This is a genomic window from Photobacterium carnosum, assembly GCF_021236965.1.
Lineage (GTDB): Bacteria > Pseudomonadota > Gammaproteobacteria > Enterobacterales > Vibrionaceae > Photobacterium > Photobacterium carnosum.
In genome coordinates, this window is sequence record NZ_WMDN01000002.1 from 26501 (window position 1) to 52991 (window position 26491).

Consider the following 26491-nt stretch of genomic DNA (forward strand, 5'->3'; position numbering starts at 1 on the left):
AAAATGTGACATTGATCCACTGAGGAAAGATTAGAATGAACTTAAAATTGTCTTAATAGACTAACAACGCTCAATTAGAGTAGTGAGTTTTAGCAAGTCGGTGACGGAAGTTAGCGAGTTATGGCTAACTTCCGTGGCGATATGATTATCTTTAAGATGATTCGGTTGGTTTGGTAACAATATTTAGCGCCGAATTATTAGCTAAGATTCGAATTAATATTAATACCGGAACACCCATTAAAGCGGTGGTTAAGAAAAAAGCATTGTAACCAAAGTGGTCGATATAGATGCCAGAAAAACCCGCAAGAAATTTAGGAAATAATACCATTATCGAACTAAACAACGCATATTGGGTTGCTGAGAATGCGACATTGGTTAAACTTGACATAAAGGTAATAAATGCTGCTGTCGCAATACCTGCACCAAGGTTATCCGCTGAAATAACCAGTGTTAGCATTTCAAGGTTATTACCGACATAGCTAAAGACAATAAATAATAAGTTAGTAATCGCTGATAATAGTGCACCTAGCGCTAATATTTTAAGCGTACCAAATTTACTGACTAAAATACCACCCAGTCCAGCACCCGCAATCGTCATTGCTACCCCAAAGATTTTTGAGACGGAAGCGACTTCATTTTTAGTAAAGCCCATATCAACATAGAACACATTGGCCATCACCCCCATGACAATATCTGAAATGCGGTAACAACTAATTAAAAGTAATATCAAGAGGGCATTTTTACCATAACGCTGAAAGAAATCTCGAAATGGCATAATAACGGCGGTATAAAACCAAGCACTTAAATTAGCATGGTGTTTATTATAGCCTTTATCAATAAGTTGTAGTTTGTAGTCGGTTTCTATTTTATTGATGGCACTATTATCAATGATAGGTTCTTTGATAATAAACGTGGTGACAACGCCTATGAGCATCATTGCCGCCATCATAAAGTAAGCACTTTTCCAACCACTAGGATCATAGTCAGTATCTGAACCAAACCAAGCAGCAAAAGCTAATGTGCCAGCACCTGCCATGATCATCGCTAAGCGATAACCGGCTAAATAGGTTGCTGATAATGCTGCTTGCATACGCTCGGTTGCAAGTTCAATACGGAAAGCATCAATAACAATATCTTGCGTGGCAGAGGCAAAAGCGACCATGATGGCAAAAATAGCGAATTGAAATAAATCAGTTTGCGGGTTACTTAACGCCATGCCGCATAATGATAAAATAATAATAAGTTGTGAAAATAGCATCCAGCCGCGACGACGGCCAAATAAGCGTGAAAATATCGGTAATGGAAAACGATCCACTAACGGTGACCATGCCCATTTAAAACCGTAAGCTAAAGCGACCCAGCTAAAGAAACCAATACTTGTTTTACTCACATCGGCTTCACGGAGCCAAAAAGACAGAGTACCAAACACCAATAAGATCGGTAATCCTGATGAAAATCCGAGTGCTAACATGATTAAGGACTTAGGGTTAGCGTAAACGCGCCAGCCCTGAGTGTTTTGTTGAGGTGCCGCTTTATCCATATATTCCTCTGGAAATCAAGGTAACAATACTCGTCGCGAGTGTGCTGAATTCTTAAAATGCTGATCGTAAAATGAAAGCTTATCAGCTCTCAGTTTTTTACGCATTGACTTGATGATTTTCAGACAAATATTTTACTGTTTAATTCTGTCTTATTGGTTATTTAGATAAATTAATAATATTAAGGGCGATTTATTGTAGCGATTTGGGGGCAGGGGCCAATATTGAGTAAATAACAGCTGAGGGTTACGACCTTGTGTTGGATAAAGCTATCTCCCATTAATTGGTAATCACTAATGCCATTTAATGTCTGAATTAAAGTCCAATAACTGGCTTCATATTGATTGGCGGGTTGTGGATTATCATGAGGGAGTATCCACCATTGTGCTAATTGATGGTTAAATACATTTTGTAGTTGAATGTAAGTAATATCACCGTAGCTGGTGGCAATCGCATTGAATGCAAGAATGGGTGCGTTATCGACAATAAACTGTTGTAAACGCCGTTCTTGTGCGGGGATTGCGGGATGATTATAAGCAAGTGTCAACATAGACATCACCTGTTATGTGAGTGATTACGCACATAACAGATGACGTAATCACATTATTTAATGACTTTTATAGCTTCAATAATAATCGGTTGCTGGGGTATATCACTCATACCTGTTTGTGGGTTAGATGTTGTCGGTATCGTTGCCATTTTTTCAACAACAGGGAAGCCTTTAATTACCTTACCAAATACAGCATAGCCTGTTCGGTTGCCTTGGGTATTTAAGAAATTATTATTTGCAAGATTGATATAAAACTGACGGGTGGCTGAGTTTGGATTTTGAGTACGAGCCATTGCAATGGTTGCCATATTATTGGGTAAACCATTATCCGCTTCATTCTTGATTGGCGGGTAGCTAGGACGCTGTTTTAACGCTTGATTAAAACCGCCACCTTGTGCCATAAAACCAGGAATGACACGATGGAAGATAGTACCGACATAACTACCATCATCAACGTAACGTAAAAAGTTTTTAGTGGTAATCGGTGCTTTTGCTTCATTTAACTCAACGGTAAAGTTACCTAAGTTAGTTGTAACAAGTACTTTTGTCGCAGCACTAACGGGTAATGCTACCAATAAGCATAAAGCTAATAAAAAACGCGACATTATATGTTCTCCGTAAGGTATTTATTTAGTTCACTGTCATTAGCGACTTCAGTGAGTACAGAATTGATGAGTTTATTCATGCTTATTGCGATATCTTTATTCGACGCAGTTAGTGCATCTTCACGACTTGAGTTGCCTGAATAGTGTTTAATAAACTGTCCATTCGGCGTATTTACCGTTAATTGCAATTGTAGCTCACTGCGCATGTTATATTCCACCAGTCCCTGTTTTATTGTGACTAGTGCTTTTTCTACGGTAACTGCCATGGTTGAGGTTGCATTGTTATTAATGCTAAAGCCTTGACCAGTAAGTTGTTGTGCTAATACGTGGCGTAATGTTAATGACAGTGGTTGTTGTGGCTGGACCACTTCTACATTTTCAGTACTGCCATTATCAATGACGGCAATATAACTATTCGGCGCTTGATCAACGCAGGTTAGATTGAGTGTTTTGTTATGTGCCCACGGTTGTGAAGTCAATACAGCGGTAGGCATTAATGCAAGGGGAGCTGGTGGTGTAGCAGCGCATGCACTTAATACCAATGTTGATACCAGGACAAAGTATTTTTTGATCATAAAGCATTCCCTTGGCTTATCAGTAAAAGTAGATAATTACTGCCGTTTAAATATCAATTTAGACGACAATAAATGTTGGTTTATTTTATTGCACGTAATACAACAAATTTATCATTATGACCAATAGTATCAACTTTGGTAAAAATGCGGTTTAATTTCTCATGATATTGCAATTGACGATTACCAATGATAATTAATTCACCATTTTGACGTAATACTCGCTGGGCATCACAGAACATTTGCCAAGCAATATGATCGGTAATAGTATTATTTTGATGGAACGGTGGGTTACATAGCACTAGGTCAGCACTTTGATTATTAAAGTCATCTAAGCAGTTGGCAACCATAACATTGAAGTTTTTTGTACTTGCAAGATTTAGTTGTGCATTTTCACGGCAAGAAGCAACGGCCATAAAGCTTTCATCTACACCAGTCACATTCGCATGAGGATTTAAGCGTGCTGCTTTAATACCAATCACACCATTACCACATCCAAGATCAATAATGTCTTTATATTGCGGTTTTGATGGAATGAAATCTAATAAAAATCGACCACCGATATCTAAACTATCACTTGAAAATACATTGGCATAATTAGTCATCGTTAAATCATGCTCAGGTACTGTCCAGCTCGTAGGCCGTGGCATTGGCATCGCTAGTGATTTATTGACGGTAGTGAATATCAATCGTGCTTTTTTAACCGCGAGAGAAGTTTTGGTCGTACCTAAATATTTCTCAAACAATTTTAAGGTTGATGAGTGAATTTCTTTCGCTTTACCCGTTGTAATCACTACACAATCTTGTGGTAATAGGTGACAAAGTTGTTGTAATTGCCAGCTAAGTAGACGATTGTTTTTAGGTTGCTTAATCAATACTAGTTGTGGATTTTCGGGTAATTCAGCGAGACAATCAATAATAGTGGCTGCCGGTAAATTATTGGCATTTAAGTTATTAATAATGGCTTGCTGGGTGATAAAAGAATCCGTCACTGTAGTAACGGGTGCTTGGTTTGCAAACCAGCAACTTAATGCACCAAAATTATCATTGAGGATTAATATTGGCCGTAGAGGATCAATATCTATTGTATGACAATGATTGATCAAGTATTCATCTGCGGCATCCCATGCTTGCAGGGTTTCATTTTTGCGTACAGGGAAACGGGTTAGCGTTAACGTACGTTGGTGCAAGGTTAGCTCTGGTTTCATTAAGAATAACTTTCGAGTATGTTGGCGAAATAGTAGAGCATTTTCGCAGAACAGAGAAACGCTTGAAAGGAAATCTATCAAGTTAACACCATAATAATAAGGAATTGTTATTATTAGTGGTGAAAAACTGCTTTTTTAGTTGAGGATATTATGATTCAGTCCCAAATCGAAGCAAAGTTAAATCATAGCTTTGCACCTGTGCATCTTGACGTTCTTAATGAAAGTTATATGCACAACGTTCCTGAAGGTTCAGAAAGCCATTTCAAAGTAGTGGTAGTGAGTGCTCAATTTGAAGGTCAACGCCTTATTACCCGTCATCGTGCGGTGAATCAGTGTTTAGCCGATGAGTTAGCAAATCATATTCATGCACTTGCTATCCATACTTATACAGAATTAGAATGGCAGCAACAACTTAATGCGCCAGTATCTCCAAAATGTCATGGTGGTTCAACATTAGATAAATGATAAAGATGTTAGTATTATAAAGTCATTAACAAAATGAATTTTTATGACGTTTTTAATAAGTTACAGTGTTGATTATGGTTGTTGTGAAAATGTTAATGGAATAGTAAAAATAGTACTGACCATCACAGGCTTGATGATAAGTTTGTATTTATGTTGATATCCTGTGTTGTCGAGTGGTATTTTTTGCAATATTGTTAAATATACTGTCATATTTCATATTTCATATTTATGTAAAAAGATCCCGTAAATGTGCAGTTGATCATATTTATTAGTTAACAAACCTATTGCGTCTTATTTGTTATGTGGTTTTTACACGTAATTAGAAGGATTGCCATAGAAAAAATGAGTTAATTAATGGTAGAATCGCGGGCTGAAAAATTACTCGCGCAGCAGTGTTTATAGCGAAGTAGTTAACTGGATGTTGCGATACGGAGTCGTTCAGTGATTGTTGTCACTGCCTGTTCATCGATATCAGGCCAAGGAACGTAGTATCTTAATTACGCAATATGAAAATTCTTTTTTCCCTTTAATGTAGTGCAAGTGCGTATGATTACAATAAAAAGGGGTTTGGATATCCCAATTTCCGGGACTCCTGCCCAGACGATACACGATGGTAATGCCATTTCTAAAGTCGCTTTGCTTGGCGAAGAATATGTTGGTATGCGTCCTACAATGCATACTCGCGTAGGGGATGTAGTGAAAAAAGGTCAGATTCTTTTTGAAGATAAGAAGAATCCTGGTGTTAAATTCACTGCACCAGCTAGTGGTAAGGTAATAGAAGTTAACCGTGGCGCTAAACGCGTTCTACAATCAGTGGTTATTGATGTAGAAGGTGATGAGCAAATTACGTTTAACAAGTATGAAGCAACACAATTAGCACAGTTAAGCCGTGCGGTTGTGGTTGATCAATTAGTTGAATCAGGTATGTGGACAGCGCTTCGTACGCGCCCGTTCAGTAAAGTACCTGCTGTTGGTTCTGAATCGAAAGCGATTTTTGTTACTGCAATGGATACCAATCCATTAGCGGCTAACCCAGAAGTTATCATTAATGAACAAGGTGAAGCGTTCATTGCTGGTTTAACTGTGCTTTCTCGTTTGACTAGTGGCAAAGTTTACGTGTGTAAATCAGGTGCAAGCCTGCCTCGTTCAACTGCAGCTAATGTTGAAGAGCACGTATTTAATGGTCCACACCCAGCAGGTTTAGCCGGCACACATATTCATATGTTGTTCGGTGCAGACGCTAAGAACATTGCATGGAACATTAATTACCAAGACGTGATTGCGTTTGGTAAGTTATTCCTTACTGGTGAAATTTTCACTGGTCGTGTAGTTGCACTTGCGGGCCCTGTGGTTACTAATCCACGTTTAGTACGTACGCAAATCGGTGCTTCTATTTCTGACTTAACTGATTCAGAAATGATGCCTGGTCAACTGCGTGTGCTATCAGGTTCAGTACTTAATGGTGTTAAAGCTGAAGGTGTTCATGGATACCTTGGTCGTTACCACTTACAAGTTTCTGCATTACGTGAAGGCTATGAGAAAGAATTCTTAGGCTGGATTGTTCCTGGTAAAAACAAGTTTTCTGTTACTCGTGCTTTCATGAGCCAGTTCTTCCCAGGTCAGTTGTTCAACATGACAACAACGACTAACGGTAGTGAACGTGCCATGGTGCCAATTGGTAGTTACGAAAAAGTAATGCCACTTGATATTGAACCAACACTATTACTGCGCGACATTTGTGCAGGTGATATTGACAGTGCACAACAATTGGGCCTACTAGAACTAGATGAAGAAGATCTAGCACTATGTACGTTCGTGTGTCCTGGTAAATATGAGTTTGGTCCAATGATGCGTGAGTGTTTGGACAAAATTGAGAAGGAAGGGTAATTCATGGGTTTCAAGAATTTCCTCGAAGGCATCGAGCACCACTTTGAACCAGGTGGTAAGCATGAGCGTTGGTTTGCGTTGTATGAAGCGTTTGCCACTCTTATGTATACGCCAGGACAAGTGACGCGTTCATCTGCGCACGTTCGTGACAGTATTGACCTTAAACGTATCATGATCATGGTATGGTTTGCGGTATTCCCTGCGATGTTCTGGGGTATGTATAACGTGGGTGATCAAGCTATTGCTGGTCTTAACCATTTATACACAGCAGACAAACTAACAGCAGTAATTGCTGCTGACTGGCATTACTGGTTTACCCAGATGTTAGGCGGTACTCTATCAGCGACTGCTGGTTGGGGTAGCAAAATGCTACTGGGTGCGACTTACTTCTTACCTATCTACGCAGTTGTATTTGCGGTAGGTGGTTTCTGGGAAGTAATGTTCTGTATGGTACGTAAGCATGAAGTTAACGAAGGTTTCTTTGTTACTTCGATCTTATTTGCTTTGATCGTTCCGCCAACACTACCACTTTGGCAAGCCGCTTTAGGTATTACTTTTGGTGTCGTTGTCGCAAAAGAAATTTTTGGTGGTACCGGTCGTAACTTCCTTAACCCAGCACTTGCTGGTCGTGCTTTTCTATTCTTCGCATACCCAGGTCAGATTTCTGGCGACCTAGTATGGAATGCGGCGGATGGTTTTTCTGGCGCGACACCGCTAAGTCAGTGGTCTCAAGGTGGTCAAGCAGACGTAGTTAACACTATTACTGGTCAATCAATCTCTTGGATGGACGCATTCGTTGGTCATCTTCCAGGTTCAATTGGTGAAGTATCAACTCTCGCTATCCTTATTGGTGGCATATTCATTGTTGTTATGGGCATTGCTTCATGGCGTATTATCGCTGGTACATTGATCGGTATGATCGTTGTTGCAACGCTATTTAACATCATTGGTTCTGATACTAACCCAATGTTTAATATGCCTTGGCAATGGCACCTAGTTCTAGGTGGTTTTGCGTTTGGTATGATGTTTATGGCGACAGATCCAGTGTCGGCTGCGTTCACCAATAAAGCAAAATGGTGGTACGGCGCACTGATAGGTGCAATGGCTGTAATGGTACGTGTAGTTAACCCTGCATACCCAGAAGGCATGATGCTAGCGATTCTATTTGCTAACCTATTTGCACCTCTATTTGACAACCTAGTTGTTCAAGGCAACATCAAACGGAGACTGGCTCGTCATGGCAAGTAATAAGGATAGCTTCTCAAGAACGCTGATTTTTGTTGTAGTATTGAGCCTTGTGTGTTCAATCATCGTATCTACAGCAGCAGTGGTTCTACGCCCAAAACAACAAGAGAATGCCGTACTTGACGTACAACGCAATATTCTTGCTGTTGCAGGTTTATTAAATAAAGACACTAACATTCAGCAAACATATACGGATTTCATTGAACCTAAATTGGTTAACATTGAGACTGGTAATTATGTGGCTGAAGTTGCTGGTGAAAATGCAGCTAAATATAATCAACGTGACGCAGCGAAGAATGATAAAGAATCTATCAAACTTCCAGCTAACGAAGATTTAGCAAAGATCATTCGTCGTGCAAATGTGGCGACTGTTTATCTTGTTAAAGATGCAGCTGGTACGTTAACTAAAGTAATCCTACCTATTCACGGTAACGGTTTATGGTCAATGATGTATGCATTCGTTGCTGTTGCAACTGATGGTAATACTATTGACGGCATCACTTACTACGATCAGGCGGAAACTCCTGGATTGGGTGGTGAAGTTGAAAACCCAACATGGCGTGAGCAGTTTGTTGGTAAGAAGTTGTACGATATGAACTTCAAACCTGCAATTAAGATTCTTAAAGGTGGCGCGCCTGCAGGTGGCGAGCACGGTGTTGATGGTCTTTCTGGTGCAACGCTAACAAGTAATGGCGTACAGCATACCTTCGATTTCTGGTTCGGTGCACAGGGCTTTGGTCCTTACCTTGCTAAGTTACGTGCAGGAGATCTGAATAATGGCTGATACTAAAGAAATGAAAAAGATCCTATTTGGACCTTTTATCAGCAATAACCCAATTGCATTACAAATTCTTGGTGTTTGTTCAGCATTAGCAGTAACTACTAAGCTGGAAACTGCGTTTGTAATGACAATTGCAGTGACATTAGTAACTGCATTTTCGAACTTTTTTGTATCATTAGTTCGTAATCAAATTCCAAATAGCGTTCGTATTATTGCGCAAATGGCGATTATTGCATCATTGGTAATCGTGGTTGACGAAGTATTACGTGCTTACCTTTACGATGTATCAAAGCAACTATCTGTATTCGTTGGCTTGATCATTACTAACTGTATCGTAATGGGTCGTGCGGAAGCATATGCAATGAAATCTGCACCAGTACCTGCATTTATTGATGGTATCGGTAACGGTTTAGGCTACGGTTTCGTATTGATTACTGTTGCTTTCTTCCGTGAGCTTTTAGGCTCTGGTAAGTTATTTGGTATGCAGGTATTGCCACTGGCTTCTGATGGCGGTTGGTATCACCCGAACGGTCTAATGCTATTGGCTCCTTCTGCGTTCTTCCTAATTGGTTTCATGATCTGGATTATTCGTACTTTCCGTCCAGAACAAATAGAAGCGAAGGAGTAAGAGGAATATGGAACATTATTTAAGCCTATTGGTTCGCTCGATCTTTATCGAGAACATGGCATTATCTTTCTTCTTGGGTATGTGTACTTTCTTAGCTGTTTCAAAGAAAGTTAAGACCTCTTTTGGTCTAGGTGTTGCGGTAATCGTAGTACTTACATTATCTGTACCGTTAAACAATCTTGTGTACAACTATGTACTTAAAGATGGTGCGATTTTCCCAGGTGTTGACCTTACCTTCTTGAACTTTATTACGTTCATCGGTGTTATCGCGGCATTGGTTCAGATCCTTGAAATGGTTCTTGACCGTTTTTTCCCGCCGCTATACAACGCACTAGGTATTTTCTTACCGTTGATTACAGTTAACTGTGCAATCTTCGGTGGTGTATCTTTCATGGTGCAGCGTGATTACAACTTCACAGAATCAATTGTCTATGGCTTCGGCTCTGGTGTTGGTTGGATGTTGGCAATTGTTGCGCTTGCGGGTATCCGTGAGAAGATGAAATACTCAGATGTACCAGCTGGTCTTCGTGGTTTAGGTATTACTTTTATCACTGTTGGTCTTATGGCGTTAGGCTTTATGTCTTTCTCTGGCGTACAGCTGTAATCAGGATAAGGAAGGAATAGTCAATGGATATTATTCTTGGCGTAGGCATGTTTACCTTGATTATCCTGGCTCTAGTTTTAGTGATTTTATTCGCTAAATCTAAGCTAGTACCATCAGGTGACATTACTATCTCAGTAAACGGCGATCCAGAAAAAGCGATCACCACAAGTGCGGGCGGTAAATTACTGACAGCACTTTCTGCTAACGGTATTTTTGTATCATCAGCATGTGGTGGCGGTGGCTCTTGTGGTCAGTGTCGTGTAAAAATCAAATCTGGCGGTGGTGATATTCTACCAACAGAACTTGATCATATTTCTAAAGGTGAAGCACGTGAAGGCGAACGTCTAGCGTGTCAGGTTAACGTTAAATCTGACATGGAAATCGTGCTTCCAGAAGAAATTTTTGGTGTGAAGAAGTGGGAATGTTCAGTTATCTCTAACGATAACAAAGCAACTTTCATTAAAGAGCTTAAGCTTCAAATTCCAGATGGCGAAACAGTACCTTTCCGTGCTGGTGGTTACATTCAGATTGAAGCGCCTGCTCACCACATTAAATACTCAGACTTTGATGTACCAGAAGAGTATCGTGGCGATTGGGATAAGTTTAACTTGTTCCGCTACGAGTCTAAGGTTGATGAAGATATCATCCGTGCTTACTCAATGGCTAACTACCCAGAAGAGTTTGGTATTATTTTGCTAAACGTGCGTATTGCTACGCCGCCGCCAAATAACCCTAATGTCGCTCCTGGTCAAATGTCATCATTCATCTGGTCACTTAAAGAAGGTGACAAGTGTACTATTTCTGGTCCTTTTGGTGAGTTCTTCGCTAAAGATACTGAAAATGAAATGGTATTCATCGGTGGTGGTGCAGGTATGGCGCCAATGCGTTCTCATATCTTCGACCAACTTAAGCGTCTACACTCTAAGCGTAAGATGTCTTACTGGTATGGTGCACGTTCTAAGCGTGAAATGTTCTATGAAGAAGATTTTGACTCATTAGCAGCTGAAAATCCTAACTTTGTATGGCATTGTGCGTTGTCTGATCCACAGCCTGAAGATAACTGGGATGGCTACACTGGCTTTATTCACAACGTTCTTTATGAAAACTATTTACGTGATCATGAAGCACCTGAAGATTGTGAGTACTACATGTGTGGTCCACCAATGATGAATGCTGCTGTTATCAGCATGCTGAAAGATCTTGGTGTTGAAGATGAAAACATTCTATTGGATGATTTCGGTGGCTAATTACTAGCCCTTCGCCTTGAAAAAAGGCTGGCCTATTAAGGTCAGCCTTTTTCATTATTAATGAATAGTAATGTTATTTTTATTGTGGTTATTATCAGTTAGTGATGACTAACTATGGTCGCTAGAGTAAAAATTACCTTTTATTTCATTGGAGTAGTTGAATGAAAATGTTCCTTATTCGGGCTGTAGTTGTGGTTACAGCATTGTTAGCGCTTGCCGGCTGTGGTGATCAGCGTCAGCAAATCACTATTAATGGCTCGACAATGGGAACCTATTATTCAATTAAAATAATTAATCAAGATGGTTTACCAACAACGAAAGTGATCCAACAAGAGATTGATCGTCGTTTAGAGTTGGTTAATGATCAAATGTCGACCTATCGTCCACAATCTGAATTAAGCCTATTTAATCAATCACCAGCGAATAAACCTTTTCCAGTCTCAGCAGCGACAGCAAAAGTAATCACTGAAGCATTACGTATCTCTAACGTTAGTCATGGTGCTTATGATGTCACTGTTGGGCCTGTGGTTAATTTATGGAGCTTTGGTCCTGAAGCGCGTCCAGAATCAATTCCAACTGATAAAGATGTGACTACTCGTCTTTCTGAAGTGGGTTATCAGCATCTGCAAGTGTTAGCGGGTAATCAATTAGTAAAAGACGAAGCTAAGCTTTATGTTGATTTATCTTCAATTGCGAAAGGCTATGGGGTTGACGTTGTTGCTGATTATCTAAAAGATGACTTACACGTTAAAAATTTCATGGTCGATGTTGGTGGTGAATTACGCTTGCAAGGTAAAAATCAAGCCAATGTTTTATGGCGGATTGCAGTTGAAAAACCAGTAGAGAATGAGCGTGCAGTGCAAGAAATTCTGCAAGTGGGCAATATGGCGATTGCAACATCAGGTGATTACCGTAATTACTTTGATGAGAATGGTGTACGCTACTCACACTTGATTAACCCTAAAACGGGTCGTCCGATTGATAATCATGTCGTGTCTGTAACCGTTATTGCGTCATCATGCATGACGGCGGATGCTTATGCGACAACCTTCTCGGTAATGGGAGAGGATGAATCAATTGCGCTTGCAAACCAAGAAAATATTCCAGTCATGTTGATTGTAAAGACCAAAGATGGCTTTATTGAATACAAATCAAAGACTTTTGAGCAATACGTAGATAAAAAATAATAGAGGCGTCCATGGCAATTTATTTAGTAACATTTGCTGCTTTTTTACTGGTTATTATTGCAATGGCAGTAGGCTATATTTTTCAACGTAAATCTGTTAGTGGCAGTTGTGGTGGCTTAGACGGGATTGGGATCGCGAAAGAATGTGATTGCCCAGAACCGTGCGATGCGCGTAAAAAGCGTGAAGCCCGCGCAGAACGTCAAGCTGAATGGAAGAAAAATCAGATTATTTAACTGATTTAAATATTAATATGTAAGTCATTACTTACGTTAAAGCCTAGGTTAGACAAAGACTTTGTCATATCTAGGTTTTTTTATATGTGTTATTTAAGCTAAGATTAAAGTGATGGATATTTAAGTTGAGATACTCTAACTCGCGTCATTAGTGGCTACCTTCAATCCAAATAGATCATTGCTATATTGACAGTGATTAAGTAAATTAGCGTATAACAACTGTATATAAAAACAGTTATTTGCTGTGTTCATTGATGAGTATTTACTGTGACTAATCCATTGCCAATCCAACGTAAAATTATCCATGTTGATATGGATTGTTTTTATGCGGCTGTTGAAATGCGCGATAACCCTGCCTTACGTGATATTCCTATCGCTATCGGTGGTCGCTCTGAACAACGTGGCGTAGTGAGTACTTGTAATTATTTAGCGCGTAAATATGGTATTCATTCTGCAATGCCAACCGCACAAGCGATGAAACTGTGTCCACATTTAACGTTAGTGCATGGGCGAATGGAAGTGTATCGTCAGGTTTCTCAACAAATACGGGCTATCTTTGCTCGTTACACCGATAAAATTGAGCCATTGTCATTAGATGAAGCTTATTTAGATGTCAGTGATTGCGATATGCTTCATGGTTCTGCAACCTTGATTGCACTACATATTCGCCAAACGATTGAGCAAGAACTGCGATTAACCGCATCTGCTGGGATTGCTCCGGTTAAATTTATAGCAAAAGTCGCCTCTGATCTTAATAAGCCTAATGGTCAATATGTCGTTACTCCTGATCAAGTGGATGATTTTGTCGCCGAGCTTAAACTGGAGAAAATTCCAGGGGTAGGGAAAGTCACTATTCAGAAACTGCATCAGCAAGGGTTATATGTTGGTCGTGACGTGCAAAATTATGCTCAACAGCAGTTATTGCAACAGTTCGGTAAGTTTGGGCAATCATTATGGTTACGCGCTCATGGTATTGATGAACGAGAAGTGATTGTGGAGCGCCAGCGTAAATCGGTTGGAGTTGAACGTACGTTTAATAAAAATATTAGTAGTTTTGATGAATGTTGGCAGGTAATTGAGCTTCTACATGTAGAGCTTGAACAGCGGTTACGAAAAGTACGACCACAACTGAATATTGCAAAACAAGGGATAAAACTAAAATTTGCAGATTTTCAGCAAACAACGGTAGAGCATAGTTGTCCTAAACTCGATAAACAGCAATTTGTGACATTATTAACAGAAGCACTGACTCGTCAACAAGGACGAGAAATTCGTTTAATTGGATTAAGTGTTGGTTTAGAGCAAGGATTAAAGGCTCAACAATTATCGTTTGGTTTTTGATTGTCTGGACGATTATATTGAATAATAAAAAACGGGCGCAGGGCCCGTTTTTGAACTGGTTGTCAAATTAGCTATTCGTGTTATTTTTTAACAGGAATATTTTTTAGAATCGCTAGCATTTGATCCCAGAACATTTGTACGGTATCAATTTTCACTTTCTCATCAGGAGAGTGAGGGAATTTGATTGTTGGACCAAATGACAACATGTCCATTTCTGGGTAAGGTTCTTTAAATAAACCACACTCAAGACCCGCGTGGATCACCATAATATTTGGTTTATTACCATACATTTGCTGGTAGGTATCACGGAACACTTGCATGATTTCAGAATCAGCATCAGGCTTCCAACCTGGGTATGCACCAGATACGTCACACTGTGCGCCAGTAAGTGCTGCTAATGATTGCAACATTCCTTCAACGTAGCTACGACCTGAGTCGATCAATGAACGGATCAGACATAAGATCGTTACATTATTTGCTTCGGTAGTGATCACACCCATATTTAATGATGTTTCTACTACTCCTTCAATATCATCGCTCATGCGAATAACACCGTTAGGACAAACATTTAGCGTATGGATTAAACGTGTTTGATCAGCGAATACCATAACATCGTTAGGCTGTGCACATACTTCGGTAAATAGTGTAATGTCAGTTTCAACATGGCCTAACTCAACACTAACGATTTGTTGGTATTCAGCAAATAATGCATTAAGTTTATCGATGTTTGCTGTTGGTAAGGTCGCAATTACCGTTGCTTCACGAGGTAGGGCATTTCGTAGGCTACCGCCAGTGAAGTTATTGATACGTAGATCAAGCTCATTAGCATGACCGACTAAGAAACGCGCCATTATTTTATTAGCGTTGCCACGACCGGTGTGAATATCACAGCCTGAGTGACCGCCTTTTAAGCCTTTAACGACTAATTTGATTGCTTGATGTTCAGCAGGAATAGCTTCACGTTGAATATCAATGGTTAACGCGACATCAACACCGCCTGCGCAACCCATGTAAATTTCGCCTTCTTGCTCAGAGTCAGTATTCAATAGAATATCGCCTTCAAGCCAGCCAGCTTCCAAGCCAAAAGCACCTGTCATGCCAGTTTCTTCATCGATGGTTAATAATATTTCTAATGGACCATGTTCGATGTCTTTAGCCGCTAGAATTGCAAGACAGGTTGCCATGCCCATGCCATTATCTGCACCTAGTGTTGTACCTGTCGCCGTTACCCATTCACCATCAATAAAGGGCAGAATTGGATCTTGAGTAAAGTCATGTACGGTGTCTTCATTTTTTTGTGGCACCATATCAATGTGTGCTTGAAGTACGACACCTTTACGGTTTTCCATGCCAGCAGTCGCTGGTTTTTTAATAATAACGTTACCTGTATTATCGCGACGAACATCTAACCCTTCAGCTTGTGCGAACGACACAATGTATTGTGCTAGTTGCTCTTCATATTTAGAAGGGTGAGGGATTGAACAAATCTGATCAAAGAAATGCCAAACAGCTTTTGGTGATAGTTGAGTAATTTCAGACACGGTAGCCTTCCTTTTTATATACGAGATTGGGCTAGTGTCATTTTGTAGGGTGTTAGCCGTAAAATGACAAATAGATAACGAATATTTTTATCGCTTTGGTTTTAGCATATCATTCTGTCTTTAGGGGGGATAGCGCAAATAATAAAATCTTATAGCACTGATTTCTGCGATTATTACGTTACTGCTAATGCCATACGCGGCTATTACTATGGTCATGCATTGTATGTAATTAAATATGCTAAAAACATGTAAAGCGGATAGATTGAAAAATAATCAAAAAATAATGTAATAAATTTACAGTAAAAGCCATTTCTCAAGCATTAAAGGTGAAAAGTGTGATCTGGTTAAAAAAAACGTTGTAAATTTATATCATTTTGGCTATAGTTTGATCAGGCCATTTTAGTGGCATAATAATTAACACGATACGTTCAGGATGAACCCGAGATATCGCCTCCAAGGAACCGAGAATAAGTGAGCCATAACGGCAACCCACCATCTATTACGTTGGTGAGCTTATGATAAAGGTGATTTAAATGAAAATATTTTCTTCGATGACACATTTTTGGAATAACCGCGCTATTTATACAAGTAATTTCCATTACCCAGCGCCTTACCGTTATTAATTAGATTTTATTGTTTTGTTGCTTTTAACAAGACAAATGCAAGTTTGTTCGTCCCCTTATATTAAGAATATCTCGATAATGCTATCCAGTTATCTATAACATTCTGCCGCCACTTCTATTTGAAGTGGCGTTTTTTTTAGCTGCTTTTATATTGTCTTCATTTCTTTGCTTTAATTATCGGTATTTATTAACACGTATTTAATACTTACAAAAAGTAAATGTTCAAAAATTGACCAGACCTGTTATGTTGTTAATATCATGATAAATAAGCTTAATATGATTATTTATTCGGTAGTGTTTATCGTGTGAGTTATTGTTTTACGCTTTTCGGCGATAAAATCTGGAAATTGCGTGATCGCATGATTATAATCAGCTCCGAAATGGATTGCGCAATCGTTTTCTATTTGTTGGCGTTGTTTGTTACTTTATTGTATCTCTCTAAGGAACCGAGAAGCATGCTAGAAAAGTTATTTAAACTCACTGAACATGGAACGACCGTACGCACTGAAATTATGGCAGGTGTAACTACCTTCCTGACAATGGCTTATATTATCTTTGTAAACCCCACTATGTTAGCCAGTACAGGAATGGATCAAGGTGCAGTGTTTGTTGCAACTTGTTTAGCGGCAATGATTGGTTGTTTTGTGATGGGTTTTTATGCTAACTATCCAGTAGCACAAGCGCCAGGTATGGGGCTTAATGCATTTTTTACTTATACCGTAGTATTAGGTATGGGACATACTTGGCAAGTAGCGTTAGCGGCGGTATTTTTATCTGGCCTCTGCTTTATTGCTCTGAGTGTTATGCGAGTACGTGAATGGATTATTAATGCGATCCCCCATTCATTACGTATTGGTATTTCTGCTGGTATTGGTTTGTTTTTAGCGTTTATTGCACTACAAACATCAGGCATTGTGGTTGCAAGTCCTGCGACGTTAGTCACCGCGGGTGATTTAACCAGTTTTCCTGCAATAATGGCGGCTTTAGGTTTTTTCTTAACGATTTCTTTAGTACAGCGTGGTTTTAAAGCGGCAGTATTAATTGCGATTTTAGTTGTAACAACAATCAGTATTATTGTCGGTGAAGTTGATTACAACGGTATTATGTCAATGCCACCCAGTATTGCTCCTACCTTTATGCAGCTTGATTTTTCAGGTGCTATGGAAGTGGGTTTAATTTCAATTGTATTTGCTTTTTTGTTTGTTGATTTGTTTGATACGGCAGGGACATTAGTCGGTGTCGCGACGAAAGCTAATTTGATTGGTGAAGACGGTAAATTACCGCGTTTAAATCGTGCTTTATTAGCTGACAGTACAGCCACTTCTATTGGCGCATTACTGGGTACGTCAAATACGACATCTTTTGTTGAGAGTGTGTCGGGTGTCGCAGTTGGTGGTCGTACAGGCCTAACAGCGGTTACTGTTGGCGTGTTATTCTTATTAGCGTTATTTTTTGCACCGTTGGCTGGAATGGTACCTGCGTATGCAACGGCGGGAGCGTTATTTTATGTCGCTATTTTGATGATGTCAGGCTTGGTATCGATTGATTGGCGAGATTTAACGGAAGCGGCTCCTGTAGTTGTTGTGTGTTTATTAATGCCTTTAACCTACTCAATTGCAGAAGGTATTGGTCTTGGTTTCATTACGTTTGCGGTCGTGAAAGCATTGAGTGGCAAGGGACGTGACGTTAATATCAGTGTTTGGGCTATTTCAGCGTTGTTTCTTGCGAAGATCATTTTCTTATAAGCGTGAAATTTTTCATGCTTACATAAATTTATGCGGTTTTAAATCGCTGTTTCAGAGGTTGTTTTACTATGAGTAATAAATTCGTCATCACTTGGGATAACATGCAAATGTACACGCGCCAGTTAGCAGAAAAATTGCTACCGGCTGAGCAGTGGACAGGTATTATTGCAGTTAGCCGTGGCGGTTTAGTGCCAGCTGCTATTTTGGCGCGCGAATTAGGTCTTCGTCATGTTGATACGGTATGTATCGCAAGCTATGATCATGATCATCAACGTGATATGAAAGTGATCAAGAAAGCAGACGGTGATGGTGAAGGTTTTATCGTTGTTGATGATCTTGTTGATACTGGCGGTACAGCTGAAAAGATTCGTGAAATGTACCCTCGTGCTAAATTTGTAACGGTATGTGCTAAACCTGCAGGCCAGCATTTAGTTGATGATTTTGTTGTTAGCATTCCGCAAGATACATGGATTGAACAACCTTGGGATATGGCGGTTACTTTCGTTGATCCTATTGCTAAAAAGTAATTAACTTATCTAAATGCAGATCAATTAATACAATAGTATTGTAATGATAATCGCAGTTGGAAACTAAGTTTTATTGAAGACGCCACGTTGTTGGCGTCTTTTTTTATGGTTTTTAGTTATTGACTACGGTTTAGGTATATTATCTAAGTCTATTAATAAAAGTGATATATACGTTGGAGGATGCCATGTCGGAACCATTAAAACAAAATTTATCAGAGAAGCTATTTGCTCCACGTCAAACCAGTAAAGAGACATCGAATATTGTTAAAATTGCACATGTCCGTCGTGGTGATGTAAACAATGCACTTGATGGTGAAAGTCAGCTTGGATGGTATCGTGTATTACGTCGACCACAATGGATTTGGCAAGGTGTTGATCCGATTGAACAAGAAGCTATTTTAGCGCGGATTGCAGGCTCAACGTCACCACGTACAAGTGATCACTTATTAGATACTGTTATTGGTTATCGCCCTGGCAACTGGACTTATGAATGGTCACAGCTTGCTTCAAATTATCAGCAATTAGCCCGTACGGCAGTTAATAATGGCGATAAATTAGCCGCATCAGAGTTATTATTTAAAGCTAGCACTCACTACAGTATTGCCGCATATCCTTATATAAAAGGTGATCAGTTGGCTGATCAAGCGGAATTACAAGCTAATCAAAGTTATCGTGAAGCGATTGAATTACGCCCACATGATATGCGTAAAATTGATGTTAAATATGAAAATAAGACCTTTGAGGCATTCATTCATTTACCGCGCACTGATAAGCTTTTACCAACGGTAATTGTCAGTGGTGGTTTAGCAACATTACAAAGTGATTTGTGGCGTTTATATGCCGATTATTTAGGTCCTGCTGGATATGCGATGGTCACACTTGATATGCCATCGGTAGGTCACAGTGATCGTTGGAATTTAACGGAAGATACTAGCCGTTTACACCAAGCACTATTACAACAAATTCGTGATGTGCCATGGGTCGATAATCGTAATGTTGCGATGCTTGGGTTACGTATGGGTGGCAATGCCGCGATTCGACTTGGTTTTATGGAGCCTACACGCTTAAAAACCTGTGTCAGTATTGGTGGTGCGATCAATAGCTTTCTTACTCAGCCAAAGTTATTAGATAAAATCCCTCGAATGTATTTGGATGTATTGGCATCTCGCATGGGTAAAAACGGTCAAGCAGAAGCAAGTATTAAATCACATTTACCTGCGTGGTCATTAAAAAATCAGGGTATTTTAGGTCGTCGTCGAGTTGATATTCCAATGTTAGGTATTGGCTTAAAAAATGATCCTGTTTGCCCTGAAATAGATAATCAACTGATTGCATTATCAAGTTATGGTGGTAAGGCGATGACATTACCAGAAAAACCTATCTATGATGGCTATCACCGAGTGATGACTGAAGTGGTTGAATGGCTTGATGACAAAATGAAGTAACTGTCGCAGCGAGATAGGATTGTTAATAATAACGGAATCGTATTAATACGGTTCCGTTTTTTTATCTAATATATTGTCATGATATTGTTATCAAATTTGGTATGTTTGGTTTGTTATTTTGTTAAATATTATCCATACTATAGTCAATTGTTATTGTACTAAGCGTGTTTTTAAATACGTTATGGATAATGAAAGGTAGTAAGTATTACTTGCGTATCAAATACCACTGACTATGGATGGACAATATAATGACTATAGCAACAAGCTTTCCACCACATGGACGTTTAATGTCTAAATTGACCGCAATTGGTCCTTATCTTCGAGAGAAAAAATCACAACCACAACGGTTCTTTTTTGATTGTTTAGCCAGTTGTATCAATGCGGATAAAGAGCCAGAGCTGCGTGAGTTTTGGGGCTGGTGGTTAGTGATGACAGCAACCGATACTGGTTATGAATATAAGTATGATTTTGGTCGCTTTAATGTTTCAGGTGAGTGGGCAACGGGTAAATTACCCGCTAAACATAAAGCGGCGGTCTTAAAATCGTTAGTCGATTTCTACGCTAAATTAACACCATTTATTATTGACGGCTGTGACTTAACGTTGGTGCCTACTGTAACATTAACTCAAACACCGCTGACTGAATTATCTATTAAGTAAATTTGATTACTATTAAGTGTAAATATTATTACCACTGGCGACATTGAATGGTGTTGTTATGAAAAGATAATAAATAAGTATGAATATTGTCGCTATGTGGTGCAATGATTATTAATTGAGTGTGTTTATGCTTAAACAACCTCCTAAAGCCCGTTAATATTGGTTTTGTTATTGTTTTTTTCTTGTGCTTTTCGATAGGGATTGATACAACAAAGGACTTTTATTTTTTCAATCTATTTGATCTCATGGCTGATTCAAAAAAATCTAACGCTCACCAACAAGACGTTGCCGCTGGTGCTGCAACACATACAATTGTCGTCAAACTAGGTACTAGCGTGCTAACTGGTGGCACACTAAAACTTGACCGTGCTCACATGGTTGAGTTAGTGCGCCAATGCGCAATGTTACGTAGTCAAGGCCATAAAATTATCATTGTTACGTCTGGCGCAATTGCTGCTGGTCGTGAGCATTTAGGTTATCCCGAACTCCCCAAAACCATGGCAAGTAAGCAACTACTTGCCGCTGTTGGACAAGGCCGCTTAATTCAAGAGTGGGAAACTTTGTTTGGCATTTATGGGATCAACATTGGTCAAATGTTATTAACTCGCGCTGATTTAAACGATCGCGAACGTTATTTAAATGCCCGCGATATGTTAGTGGCACTATTAGATAATGGTATTGTCCCCGTTGTTAACGAAAACGATGCGGTAGCAACCACTGAAATTAAAGTGGGTGATAACGATAATCTCTCTGCATTAGTAGGTATTTTGGGTGGTGCTGACAAACTATTATTAATGACTGATCAAGTGGGTTTATTTACCGCCGATCCTCGTAGTAATCCTGATGCTGAATTAATTCATGAAGTGCATACCATTGATGATAAGTTACGTAAGTTAGCGGGTGGTACGGTTGGTGGATTAGGTACTGGTGGTATGGCGACCAAGTTACAAGCAGCTGAAGTAGCTTGTCGGGCGGGTATTGAAGTAATTATCGCAGCGGGACGTCGGGTTGATGTGATTATTGATATTGCTGCAGGTAAAGCGGTGGGAACGCGTTTTCTTCCTTTAGAATCTCCTCTTGAAGGGCGTAAACAATGGATCCTTGCGGGTCCACCGCCAGCTGGCGACATTGTGATTGATGATGGTGCTGTAATCGCGGTGCAGCAAAAAGGCAGTAGTTTACTGGCTAAAGGTATCACCCAAGTTAAAGGTACATTTGAGCGTGGTGAAGTCGTTCGAATTTTTGATAGAAAAAATGTATTACTAGCACGGGGTATTAGCCGTTATTCAAGTGATGACATGGTTAAAATTGCGGGTAAGCATAGCCATGACATTCATCAGGTTTTAGGTTATGAATACGGCCATGCTGCCATTCACCGTGATGATATGGTTGTTATTTAATTGCAGTGATTATTCACATTAAGCACTTATCAATCAGTGAATTCGAATTTAAGTAAGGAATTATTGTGAATCTTGAAATAATGGGACAAGCAGCGCAACAAGCTGCGTTTGAATTAGCGACGACAGCTACGGCAGTAAAAAATACTGCATTGGCGATTATTGCAGATGAATTAGAAGCAAACCAAGCAGTGATTCTTGCGGCAAATAAACAAGATACTGATGCTGCGATTGCGAGTGGTATGTCTGATGCGTTAATCGATCGTTTATTACTTAATGATGAACGTATTAGCGCTATTGCCAATGATGTTCGTAATGTTATCAACTTAAATGATCCTGTTGGTGCTGAACTTGACAGCCGTGTACTTGAAAATGGTATGCGTTTAAGCCGCCGTCGAGTACCGCTAGGTGTTATTGGTGTGATTTATGAAGCACGACCTAATGTGACTATAGATATCGCTGCGTTATGCCTTAAAACAGGCAATGCGAGTATTTTGCGTGGTGGTCGTGAGACTTTCCATTCGAATATGGCGTTAGTTAAAGTGATTCAATCTGCGTTAGCCAAAGCTGGTTTACCCGCAGCGTCTGTGCAATATATCGAACAGCCGGATCGTGAATATGTATCGCAGCTACTAAAGCTTGATCAATATGTTGATATGATCATTCCTCGTGGTGGTGCTGGTTTACATAAAATGTGCAAAGAAAATAGCACTATTCCTGTGATCATTGGTGGTTTTGGTATTAGCCACATGTATGTTGATGAAAGTGCGGATCTGTCGCGTTCATTAGATGTGGTTGAAAATGCAAAAGTACAACGTCCTTCTGCATGTAATTCACTGGATACATTATTGGTTAATGAACACGTTGCAGCAACGTTCTTATCACGTTTAGTTGAGCGGATGAATAAAGCTCAAGTAACATTAGTTGCTGATGATGCGGCATTTAATTTATTTGAAGGTAAAGCAAGTTTATTACGTAAAGCGGAAGCGGGTGATTTTGATACTGAATGGTTAAGTTATACTTTAGGCGTTAAAGTGGTTGCTGATGTAGATGAAGCTATTTTTCATATGCGTAAACATAATGCCAGTCATTCAGATGCCATCTTAACTAATAATCTGCAAGCCGCTGAGCGATTTGTTAATGCGGCAGGTTCCGCAGCAGTATATGTTAATGCATCTACCCGTTTTACTGATGGTGCGCAATTTGGCTTAGGTGCAGAAGTTGCGGTATCAACGCAAAAATTGCATGCACGCGGCCCGATGGGGTTAGAAGAACTGACCAGTTATAAATGGGTTGGTATTGCTGATTATCTAAGCCGTCCATAATAAAAGACGCGAGTTGAGTAATACTCAAAAATTATGGATATCAGACGATGATAAACATAAAAAAGCTGCTACAAAATGGCAGCTTTTTTATTGTGTGAAATAATGAGTTAAGGGTTTAAATTGCTTGTTTAAGCTTGGCTAACCCATAAGCGGCAATGGTGACGCTATCTTTTAATTCACCGTTAATGATCATTGCTTCAAATTCAGTAATAGAAAAAGATTGGCTAATGAGATCTTCTTCTTCAATGTCTCGATGTTGCTCTGATGCTGGGTGTAATTGGGTCGCTAAATAAATATGGCAAGTTTGGTTTAAAAAGCCATAAGCGATAAATTGGCTACCTAGGTAGACCATATTATCTGTAATTAATCCTGTTTCTTCTTGCAGTTCTCCTTTCGCAAGATCAAGGTGATCCGCATCAGGATTTGCTTCCCACGCTCCTTGTGGAATTTCCCAACACCGTTGCTGAATGCTATAACGAAACTGCTGAACTAAGTGAATACGACCGTTATCAATCGCCAAAATAGCGGCACAATCAGGCTTATCTACCACCCCATAAATACCTTCGGCACCACTTTGACGCTGGATTTTATCTTCTCGTACCGTCATCCATTTATTTTGATAAACAATGCGGCTGTCTAATGTTTTTATATCAGTCATTTTTATCCTGCGCGTTATTGCTGTTGTGATTGTCACTATTGTCACTATTGTCACTATTATCAGAGTGTTCTGATTGTTGAGGATCATCTTGTGGTGGTTGAGGCGGTTGGCGTTTTTTCAGTCCTGCTCGCATATAAGCGGTGTACTTTAATGCGGCAATATTACTGGCAATAACGGCAATAATAATCACGCAGATAACCCAAGGATTAAAAAACCATTCCATACTCACCTCCTAGCGATAATATTTATTCAACTTACCAAATGCGATTTATGCAATTGATCGTGAACCACAAACTGCGTAGATAGAATATCAATAATAAGGGTTAGCTGCGATGATTAACGCATCACAACAATGCATAATTATCTATCAAATATTGCATGATTAGCTGTTCAATGATGTTAGCTAAACAGCTATTTTTATGGAGAAAGATGATCAGTGATTATAAAATGTTACTTAGGATACGCTGATACATTGTCGTTAGCTTTTCAAGATCAGAGACTTTAACGCATTCGTTCACTTTATGAATAGTTGCATTAACTGGTCCAAGTTCAACTACTTGAGCACCAGTACATGCGATAAAACGTCCATCTGATGTGCCACCGGTGGTCAGTAATTGTGGTGGAATATGATTAATTTCAGTAATGGCCTCTACAACTGCATCAACTAATGTACCACTGTCGGTTAAAAATGGGTGACCGCTTAAGGTCCATTTTAAATCGTAGTCGAGATCATGCGCGTCAAGAATTGAATGGACGCGACGTTTAATATCAACATCGGTTAATTCTGTGCTGAAACGGAAATTAAACTGTACGTTAAATTGACCGGGTATGACATTTGATGCGCCAGTTCCTGCTGCGACATTAGGAATTTGAAAGCTGGTTGGCGGGAAGAAGTCGTTACCGTTATCCCAATGGGTTGTGGCTAATTCAGCCAATGCGGGTAATGCTTTATGGATGGGGTTATTGGCTAAATGCGGGTAGGCAACATGACCTTGAATGCCCTTAACAATCAGATCGCCCGTGATTGATCCACGACGACCATTTTTAACAATGTCACCAACGGCATGGGTACTTGATGGCTCACCAACAATACACATGTCTATTTTTTCATTACGGGCTTCAAGTGTATCAATAACACGGGTGGTGCCATTTATAAATGGACCTTCTTCATCTGAGGTGATGAGCAGTGCAATCGAACCACTATGATTTGGATTTTCTGCGATGAAACGTTCAATCGCAATGATCATACAGGCGAGTGAACCTTTCATATCAGCAGCACCACGTCCGTGCAAATAGCCATCAATAATCGTCGGTTCAAAAGGGGGGGTATGCCATTGGTTTACTGGACCTGACGGCACAACATCAGTATGACCTGCAAACACAAATAACGGCGCTTGGGTGCCACGACGAGCCCATAAATTCGTAGTATCTTCAAACACCATCGTTTCAATAATAAATCCTAGCGCCTGTAATCGCTTGATCATTACAGTTTGGCAACCCGCGTCTTCAGGTGTCACTGAAGGGCGAGACATTAAGTCTTTTGCTAGTGTAATAACGGGACTGTCTGACATCCTTGTATCCTTGTTATTTAGTAAGAAAAATAGCGTTATATTGGTCAGGTTTGAAACCTAAGTAGTAATTATTATTATGCTGTAATAACGGGCGCTTAATCATTGCGGGTTGTTCTAGCATTAATTGTAACGCTGTTTCACGGTTTAAGTCGGCTTTTTGTTCTGCGGTTAATTGGCGGAAAGTCGTGCCACGTTTATTGACCATCGCTTCCCAACCTAAGGCGGCTTCAAAGGTTTCTAATAACGCAAGATCAATACCATCGATACGGTAATCATGAAATTGGTAAGCAATATTTTCGGTTGCTAACCATTGCTTCATTTTTTTAATGGTATCGCAATTTTTTATACCGTAAGCAATTGTATTCATATTATGACTGCTTTTTTTTATAGTAAGTAAGGTGTCTTTTATAGCGAGATTATTAACTTATCGCAACCGTTGTACTTTTATTGGGTGTTACTTACGGTAACGTATTCGAACGATAATTATAATAATAACGTGATCAAGTTCACTTTTATTTGTATCTATAATGATGAAACCGAATGTCTCGTTGATCAAACGCAACACCCTAATACGAGAAGGGGCAATAATAGGCATAGTATATTATGGAGGCCCCAATGGAACTGAATCCAGTTTTTGCTCGTAGACTTTACTTGGCATTACTTGTTGAGCATACGGAACGTCCTAATGTTCCTCGCTTGATCGAACAAACAGGTTGGCCCCGACGGACAATTCAAGATGTATTAAAAGCCTTACCTGGGCTAGGTATTGAATTGACTTTTATTCAAGATGGGCGACGTCATAATGATGGTTATTATAAATTAAGTGACTGGGGACCGTTTGACCTGCAATGGGTTGAATTGCGAGAGCAGGATTTGATTACGTCTTTAGCGTTGTAAGCTAGAACTATC

27 protein-coding genes are annotated in these 26491 nt (G+C 39.7%); 17 read left to right on the top strand and 10 right to left on the bottom strand.

The genetic code is table 11. The annotated features are described in order from the left end of the window. Positions 1-151 precede the first annotated feature (151 nt). The 5 genes from GLP24_RS02010 to GLP24_RS02030 form a co-directional block, all read right to left on the bottom strand. Positions 152-1540 carry an AmpG family muropeptide MFS transporter gene (locus GLP24_RS02010; protein WP_232575914.1) on the bottom strand — a complete coding sequence of 463 codons (1389 nt, stop codon included), beginning with the start codon at positions 1538-1540 and terminating at the stop codon, positions 152-154. Between the two features lie 179 nt (positions 1541-1719). After that, the gene (locus GLP24_RS02015) at positions 1720-2088 is read right to left on the bottom strand and encodes a hypothetical protein (protein ID WP_232576882.1); all 369 of its coding nucleotides are present in this window, start codon (positions 2086-2088) and stop codon (positions 1720-1722) included. Positions 2089-2141: 53 nt separating this feature from the next. Next, the gene (locus GLP24_RS02020) at positions 2142-2693 is read right to left on the bottom strand and encodes a peptidylprolyl isomerase (RefSeq protein WP_232615457.1); all 552 of its coding nucleotides are present in this window, start codon (positions 2691-2693) and stop codon (positions 2142-2144) included. After that, the gene (locus tag GLP24_RS02025; RefSeq protein ID WP_101767344.1) at positions 2693-3268 is read right to left on the bottom strand and encodes a YajG family lipoprotein; all 576 of its coding nucleotides are present in this window, start codon (positions 3266-3268) and stop codon (positions 2693-2695) included. The genes GLP24_RS02020 and GLP24_RS02025 overlap by 1 nt, the downstream gene beginning before the upstream one ends. Before the next feature lie 80 nt (positions 3269-3348). Further along, positions 3349-4473: a methyltransferase gene (locus GLP24_RS02030; RefSeq protein ID WP_232615458.1), complete on the bottom strand. Its 1125-nt coding sequence runs from the start codon at positions 4471-4473 to the stop codon at positions 3349-3351. Positions 4474-4623: 150 nt separating this feature from the next. Here GLP24_RS02030 and bolA point away from each other — a divergent pair, with 150 nt between their 5' ends. The 10 genes from bolA (at position 4624) to dinB (ending at position 14091) form a co-directional block, all read left to right on the top strand. Further along, positions 4624-4938, top strand: a complete 315-nt coding sequence (gene bolA / locus GLP24_RS02035; RefSeq protein ID WP_232576878.1) for a transcriptional regulator BolA — start codon at positions 4624-4626, stop codon at positions 4936-4938. 546 nt (positions 4939-5484) lie between these two features. Further along, positions 5485-6825, top strand: coding sequence for a Na(+)-translocating NADH-quinone reductase subunit A (locus GLP24_RS02040; RefSeq protein ID WP_232576877.1), 1341 nt, complete (start codon positions 5485-5487; stop codon positions 6823-6825). Between the two features lie 3 nt (positions 6826-6828). Then, positions 6829-8073: an NADH:ubiquinone reductase (Na(+)-transporting) subunit B gene (locus tag GLP24_RS02045; protein ID WP_193435446.1), complete on the top strand. Its 1245-nt coding sequence runs from the start codon at positions 6829-6831 to the stop codon at positions 8071-8073. Continuing rightward, positions 8063-8854: a Na(+)-translocating NADH-quinone reductase subunit C gene (locus GLP24_RS02050; protein ID WP_232575910.1), complete on the top strand. Its 792-nt coding sequence runs from the start codon at positions 8063-8065 to the stop codon at positions 8852-8854. Before GLP24_RS02045 ends, GLP24_RS02050 begins: the two co-directional genes overlap by 11 nt. Beyond that, positions 8847-9479 (top strand): NADH:ubiquinone reductase (Na(+)-transporting) subunit D, encoded by a 633-nt coding sequence (locus GLP24_RS02055; RefSeq protein ID WP_036795778.1) that lies wholly within the window; start codon positions 8847-8849, stop codon positions 9477-9479. Before GLP24_RS02050 ends, GLP24_RS02055 begins: the two co-directional genes overlap by 8 nt. Before the next feature lie 7 nt (positions 9480-9486). Continuing rightward, the gene (gene nqrE, locus GLP24_RS02060; RefSeq protein ID WP_045037580.1) at positions 9487-10083 is read left to right on the top strand and encodes an NADH:ubiquinone reductase (Na(+)-transporting) subunit E; all 597 of its coding nucleotides are present in this window, start codon (positions 9487-9489) and stop codon (positions 10081-10083) included. Positions 10084-10106: 23 nt separating this feature from the next. After that, positions 10107-11330 (top strand): NADH:ubiquinone reductase (Na(+)-transporting) subunit F, encoded by a 1224-nt coding sequence (gene nqrF / locus GLP24_RS02065; protein ID WP_152653953.1) that lies wholly within the window; start codon positions 10107-10109, stop codon positions 11328-11330. Positions 11331-11491: 161 nt separating this feature from the next. Beyond that, the gene (locus GLP24_RS02070) at positions 11492-12517 is read left to right on the top strand and encodes an FAD:protein FMN transferase (RefSeq protein WP_101767339.1); all 1026 of its coding nucleotides are present in this window, start codon (positions 11492-11494) and stop codon (positions 12515-12517) included. 11 nt (positions 12518-12528) lie between these two features. Continuing rightward, positions 12529-12750, top strand: a complete 222-nt coding sequence (gene nqrM, locus GLP24_RS02075; protein ID WP_101767338.1) for a (Na+)-NQR maturation NqrM — start codon at positions 12529-12531, stop codon at positions 12748-12750. A gap of 267 nt (positions 12751-13017) precedes the next feature. Beyond that, positions 13018-14091 carry a DNA polymerase IV gene (gene dinB, locus GLP24_RS02080; protein WP_152653952.1) on the top strand — a complete coding sequence of 358 codons (1074 nt, stop codon included), beginning with the start codon at positions 13018-13020 and terminating at the stop codon, positions 14089-14091. An 80-nt stretch (positions 14092-14171) separates the two neighbouring features. On the opposite strand, the gene GLP24_RS02085 is transcribed toward dinB, so the two are convergent. Continuing rightward, positions 14172-15632, bottom strand: coding sequence for an aminoacyl-histidine dipeptidase (locus GLP24_RS02085; RefSeq protein WP_232600718.1), 1461 nt, complete (start codon positions 15630-15632; stop codon positions 14172-14174). 1078 nt (positions 15633-16710) lie between these two features. Between GLP24_RS02085 and GLP24_RS02090 the strand changes: the two genes are divergently transcribed. The 6 genes from GLP24_RS02090 (at position 16711) to GLP24_RS02115 (ending at position 23353) form a co-directional block, all read left to right on the top strand. Next, entirely contained in the window at positions 16711-18000 is a 1290-nt protein-coding gene (locus tag GLP24_RS02090) for an NCS2 family permease (protein WP_101767335.1), read from the top strand. Positions 18001-18068: 68 nt separating this feature from the next. Continuing rightward, a complete protein-coding gene (gene gpt, locus GLP24_RS02095; protein ID WP_101767334.1) occupies positions 18069-18527 on the top strand; it encodes a xanthine phosphoribosyltransferase in 459 nt (152 codons plus the stop codon). Positions 18528-18712: 185 nt separating this feature from the next. Further along, complete coding sequence (frsA, locus tag GLP24_RS02100; RefSeq protein WP_101767333.1) at positions 18713-19972, top strand: esterase FrsA; 1260 nt, start codon at positions 18713-18715, stop codon at positions 19970-19972. A 248-nt stretch (positions 19973-20220) separates the two neighbouring features. Beyond that, positions 20221-20631, top strand: coding sequence for a sigma factor-binding protein Crl (crl, locus tag GLP24_RS02105; RefSeq protein WP_101767332.1), 411 nt, complete (start codon positions 20221-20223; stop codon positions 20629-20631). A gap of 245 nt (positions 20632-20876) precedes the next feature. Next, positions 20877-22031 (top strand): glutamate 5-kinase, encoded by a 1155-nt coding sequence (gene proB / locus GLP24_RS02110; protein WP_232615459.1) that lies wholly within the window; start codon positions 20877-20879, stop codon positions 22029-22031. A 65-nt stretch (positions 22032-22096) separates the two neighbouring features. Next, complete coding sequence (locus GLP24_RS02115) at positions 22097-23353, top strand: glutamate-5-semialdehyde dehydrogenase (RefSeq protein ID WP_152653949.1); 1257 nt, start codon at positions 22097-22099, stop codon at positions 23351-23353. A gap of 115 nt (positions 23354-23468) precedes the next feature. Here the strand turns inward: GLP24_RS02115 and GLP24_RS02120 are convergent, their stop codons facing one another. From GLP24_RS02120 to GLP24_RS02135, 4 genes are all read right to left on the bottom strand, one after another. Next, positions 23469-24011 (bottom strand): NUDIX domain-containing protein, encoded by a 543-nt coding sequence (locus GLP24_RS02120; protein ID WP_232575906.1) that lies wholly within the window; start codon positions 24009-24011, stop codon positions 23469-23471. After that, positions 24004-24234 (bottom strand): DUF2897 family protein, encoded by a 231-nt coding sequence (locus tag GLP24_RS02125; RefSeq protein WP_232614149.1) that lies wholly within the window; start codon positions 24232-24234, stop codon positions 24004-24006. The genes GLP24_RS02120 and GLP24_RS02125 overlap by 8 nt, the downstream gene beginning before the upstream one ends. Positions 24235-24451: 217 nt before the next feature. Continuing rightward, positions 24452-25582, bottom strand: a complete 1131-nt coding sequence (dapE, locus tag GLP24_RS02130) for a succinyl-diaminopimelate desuccinylase (RefSeq protein ID WP_232615460.1) — start codon at positions 25580-25582, stop codon at positions 24452-24454. A gap of 13 nt (positions 25583-25595) precedes the next feature. Further along, positions 25596-25949 (bottom strand): ArsC family reductase, encoded by a 354-nt coding sequence (locus GLP24_RS02135; RefSeq protein ID WP_101767327.1) that lies wholly within the window; start codon positions 25947-25949, stop codon positions 25596-25598. 248 nt (positions 25950-26197) lie between these two features. Between GLP24_RS02135 and GLP24_RS02140 the strand changes: the two genes are divergently transcribed. Beyond that, on the top strand, positions 26198-26479 hold the full coding sequence (locus GLP24_RS02140; protein WP_101767326.1) for a winged helix-turn-helix domain-containing protein: 282 nt from the start codon (positions 26198-26200) through the stop codon (positions 26477-26479). Positions 26480-26491 lie beyond the last annotated feature (12 nt).

Bases quoted from the DNA above. Each gene is read 5' to 3' on its own strand.
- GLP24_RS02090 (WP_101767335.1), top strand. From the start codon at position 16,711: ATGCTAGAAAAGTTATTTAAACTCACTGAACATGGAACGACCGTACGC.
- GLP24_RS02125 (WP_232614149.1), bottom strand. From the start codon at position 24,234: ATGGAATGGTTTTTTAATCCTTGGGTTATCTGCGTGATTATTATTGCC.
- gpt (WP_101767334.1), top strand. From the start codon at position 18,069: ATGAGTAATAAATTCGTCATCACTTGGGATAACATGCAAATGTACACG.
- crl (WP_101767332.1), top strand. From the start codon at position 20,221: ATGACTATAGCAACAAGCTTTCCACCACATGGACGTTTAATGTCTAAA.
- nqrM (WP_101767338.1), top strand. From the start codon at position 12,529: ATGGCAATTTATTTAGTAACATTTGCTGCTTTTTTACTGGTTATTATT.
- bolA (WP_232576878.1), top strand. From the start codon at position 4,624: ATGATTCAGTCCCAAATCGAAGCAAAGTTAAATCATAGCTTTGCACCT.
- GLP24_RS02070 (WP_101767339.1), top strand. From the start codon at position 11,492: ATGAAAATGTTCCTTATTCGGGCTGTAGTTGTGGTTACAGCATTGTTA.
- dapE (WP_232615460.1), bottom strand. From the start codon at position 25,582: ATGTCAGACAGTCCCGTTATTACACTAGCAAAAGACTTAATGTCTCGC.
- GLP24_RS02050 (WP_232575910.1), top strand. From the start codon at position 8,063: ATGGCAAGTAATAAGGATAGCTTCTCAAGAACGCTGATTTTTGTTGTA.
- proB (WP_232615459.1), top strand. From the start codon at position 20,877: ATGGCTGATTCAAAAAAATCTAACGCTCACCAACAAGACGTTGCCGCT.
- nqrE (WP_045037580.1), top strand. From the start codon at position 9,487: ATGGAACATTATTTAAGCCTATTGGTTCGCTCGATCTTTATCGAGAAC.
- GLP24_RS02120 (WP_232575906.1), bottom strand. From the start codon at position 24,011: ATGACTGATATAAAAACATTAGACAGCCGCATTGTTTATCAAAATAAA.
- GLP24_RS02015 (WP_232576882.1), bottom strand. From the start codon at position 2,088: ATGTTGACACTTGCTTATAATCATCCCGCAATCCCCGCACAAGAACGG.
- GLP24_RS02055 (WP_036795778.1), top strand. From the start codon at position 8,847: ATGGCTGATACTAAAGAAATGAAAAAGATCCTATTTGGACCTTTTATC.
- frsA (WP_101767333.1), top strand. From the start codon at position 18,713: ATGTCGGAACCATTAAAACAAAATTTATCAGAGAAGCTATTTGCTCCA.
- GLP24_RS02010 (WP_232575914.1), bottom strand. From the start codon at position 1,540: ATGGATAAAGCGGCACCTCAACAAAACACTCAGGGCTGGCGCGTTTAC.
- GLP24_RS02040 (WP_232576877.1), top strand. From the start codon at position 5,485: ATGATTACAATAAAAAGGGGTTTGGATATCCCAATTTCCGGGACTCCT.
- GLP24_RS02025 (WP_101767344.1), bottom strand. From the start codon at position 3,268: ATGATCAAAAAATACTTTGTCCTGGTATCAACATTGGTATTAAGTGCA.
- GLP24_RS02140 (WP_101767326.1), top strand. From the start codon at position 26,198: ATGGAACTGAATCCAGTTTTTGCTCGTAGACTTTACTTGGCATTACTT.
- GLP24_RS02135 (WP_101767327.1), bottom strand. From the start codon at position 25,949: ATGAATACAATTGCTTACGGTATAAAAAATTGCGATACCATTAAAAAA.
- GLP24_RS02045 (WP_193435446.1), top strand. From the start codon at position 6,829: ATGGGTTTCAAGAATTTCCTCGAAGGCATCGAGCACCACTTTGAACCA.
- nqrF (WP_152653953.1), top strand. From the start codon at position 10,107: ATGGATATTATTCTTGGCGTAGGCATGTTTACCTTGATTATCCTGGCT.
- GLP24_RS02020 (WP_232615457.1), bottom strand. From the start codon at position 2,693: ATGTCGCGTTTTTTATTAGCTTTATGCTTATTGGTAGCATTACCCGTT.
- GLP24_RS02030 (WP_232615458.1), bottom strand. From the start codon at position 4,473: ATGAAACCAGAGCTAACCTTGCACCAACGTACGTTAACGCTAACCCGT.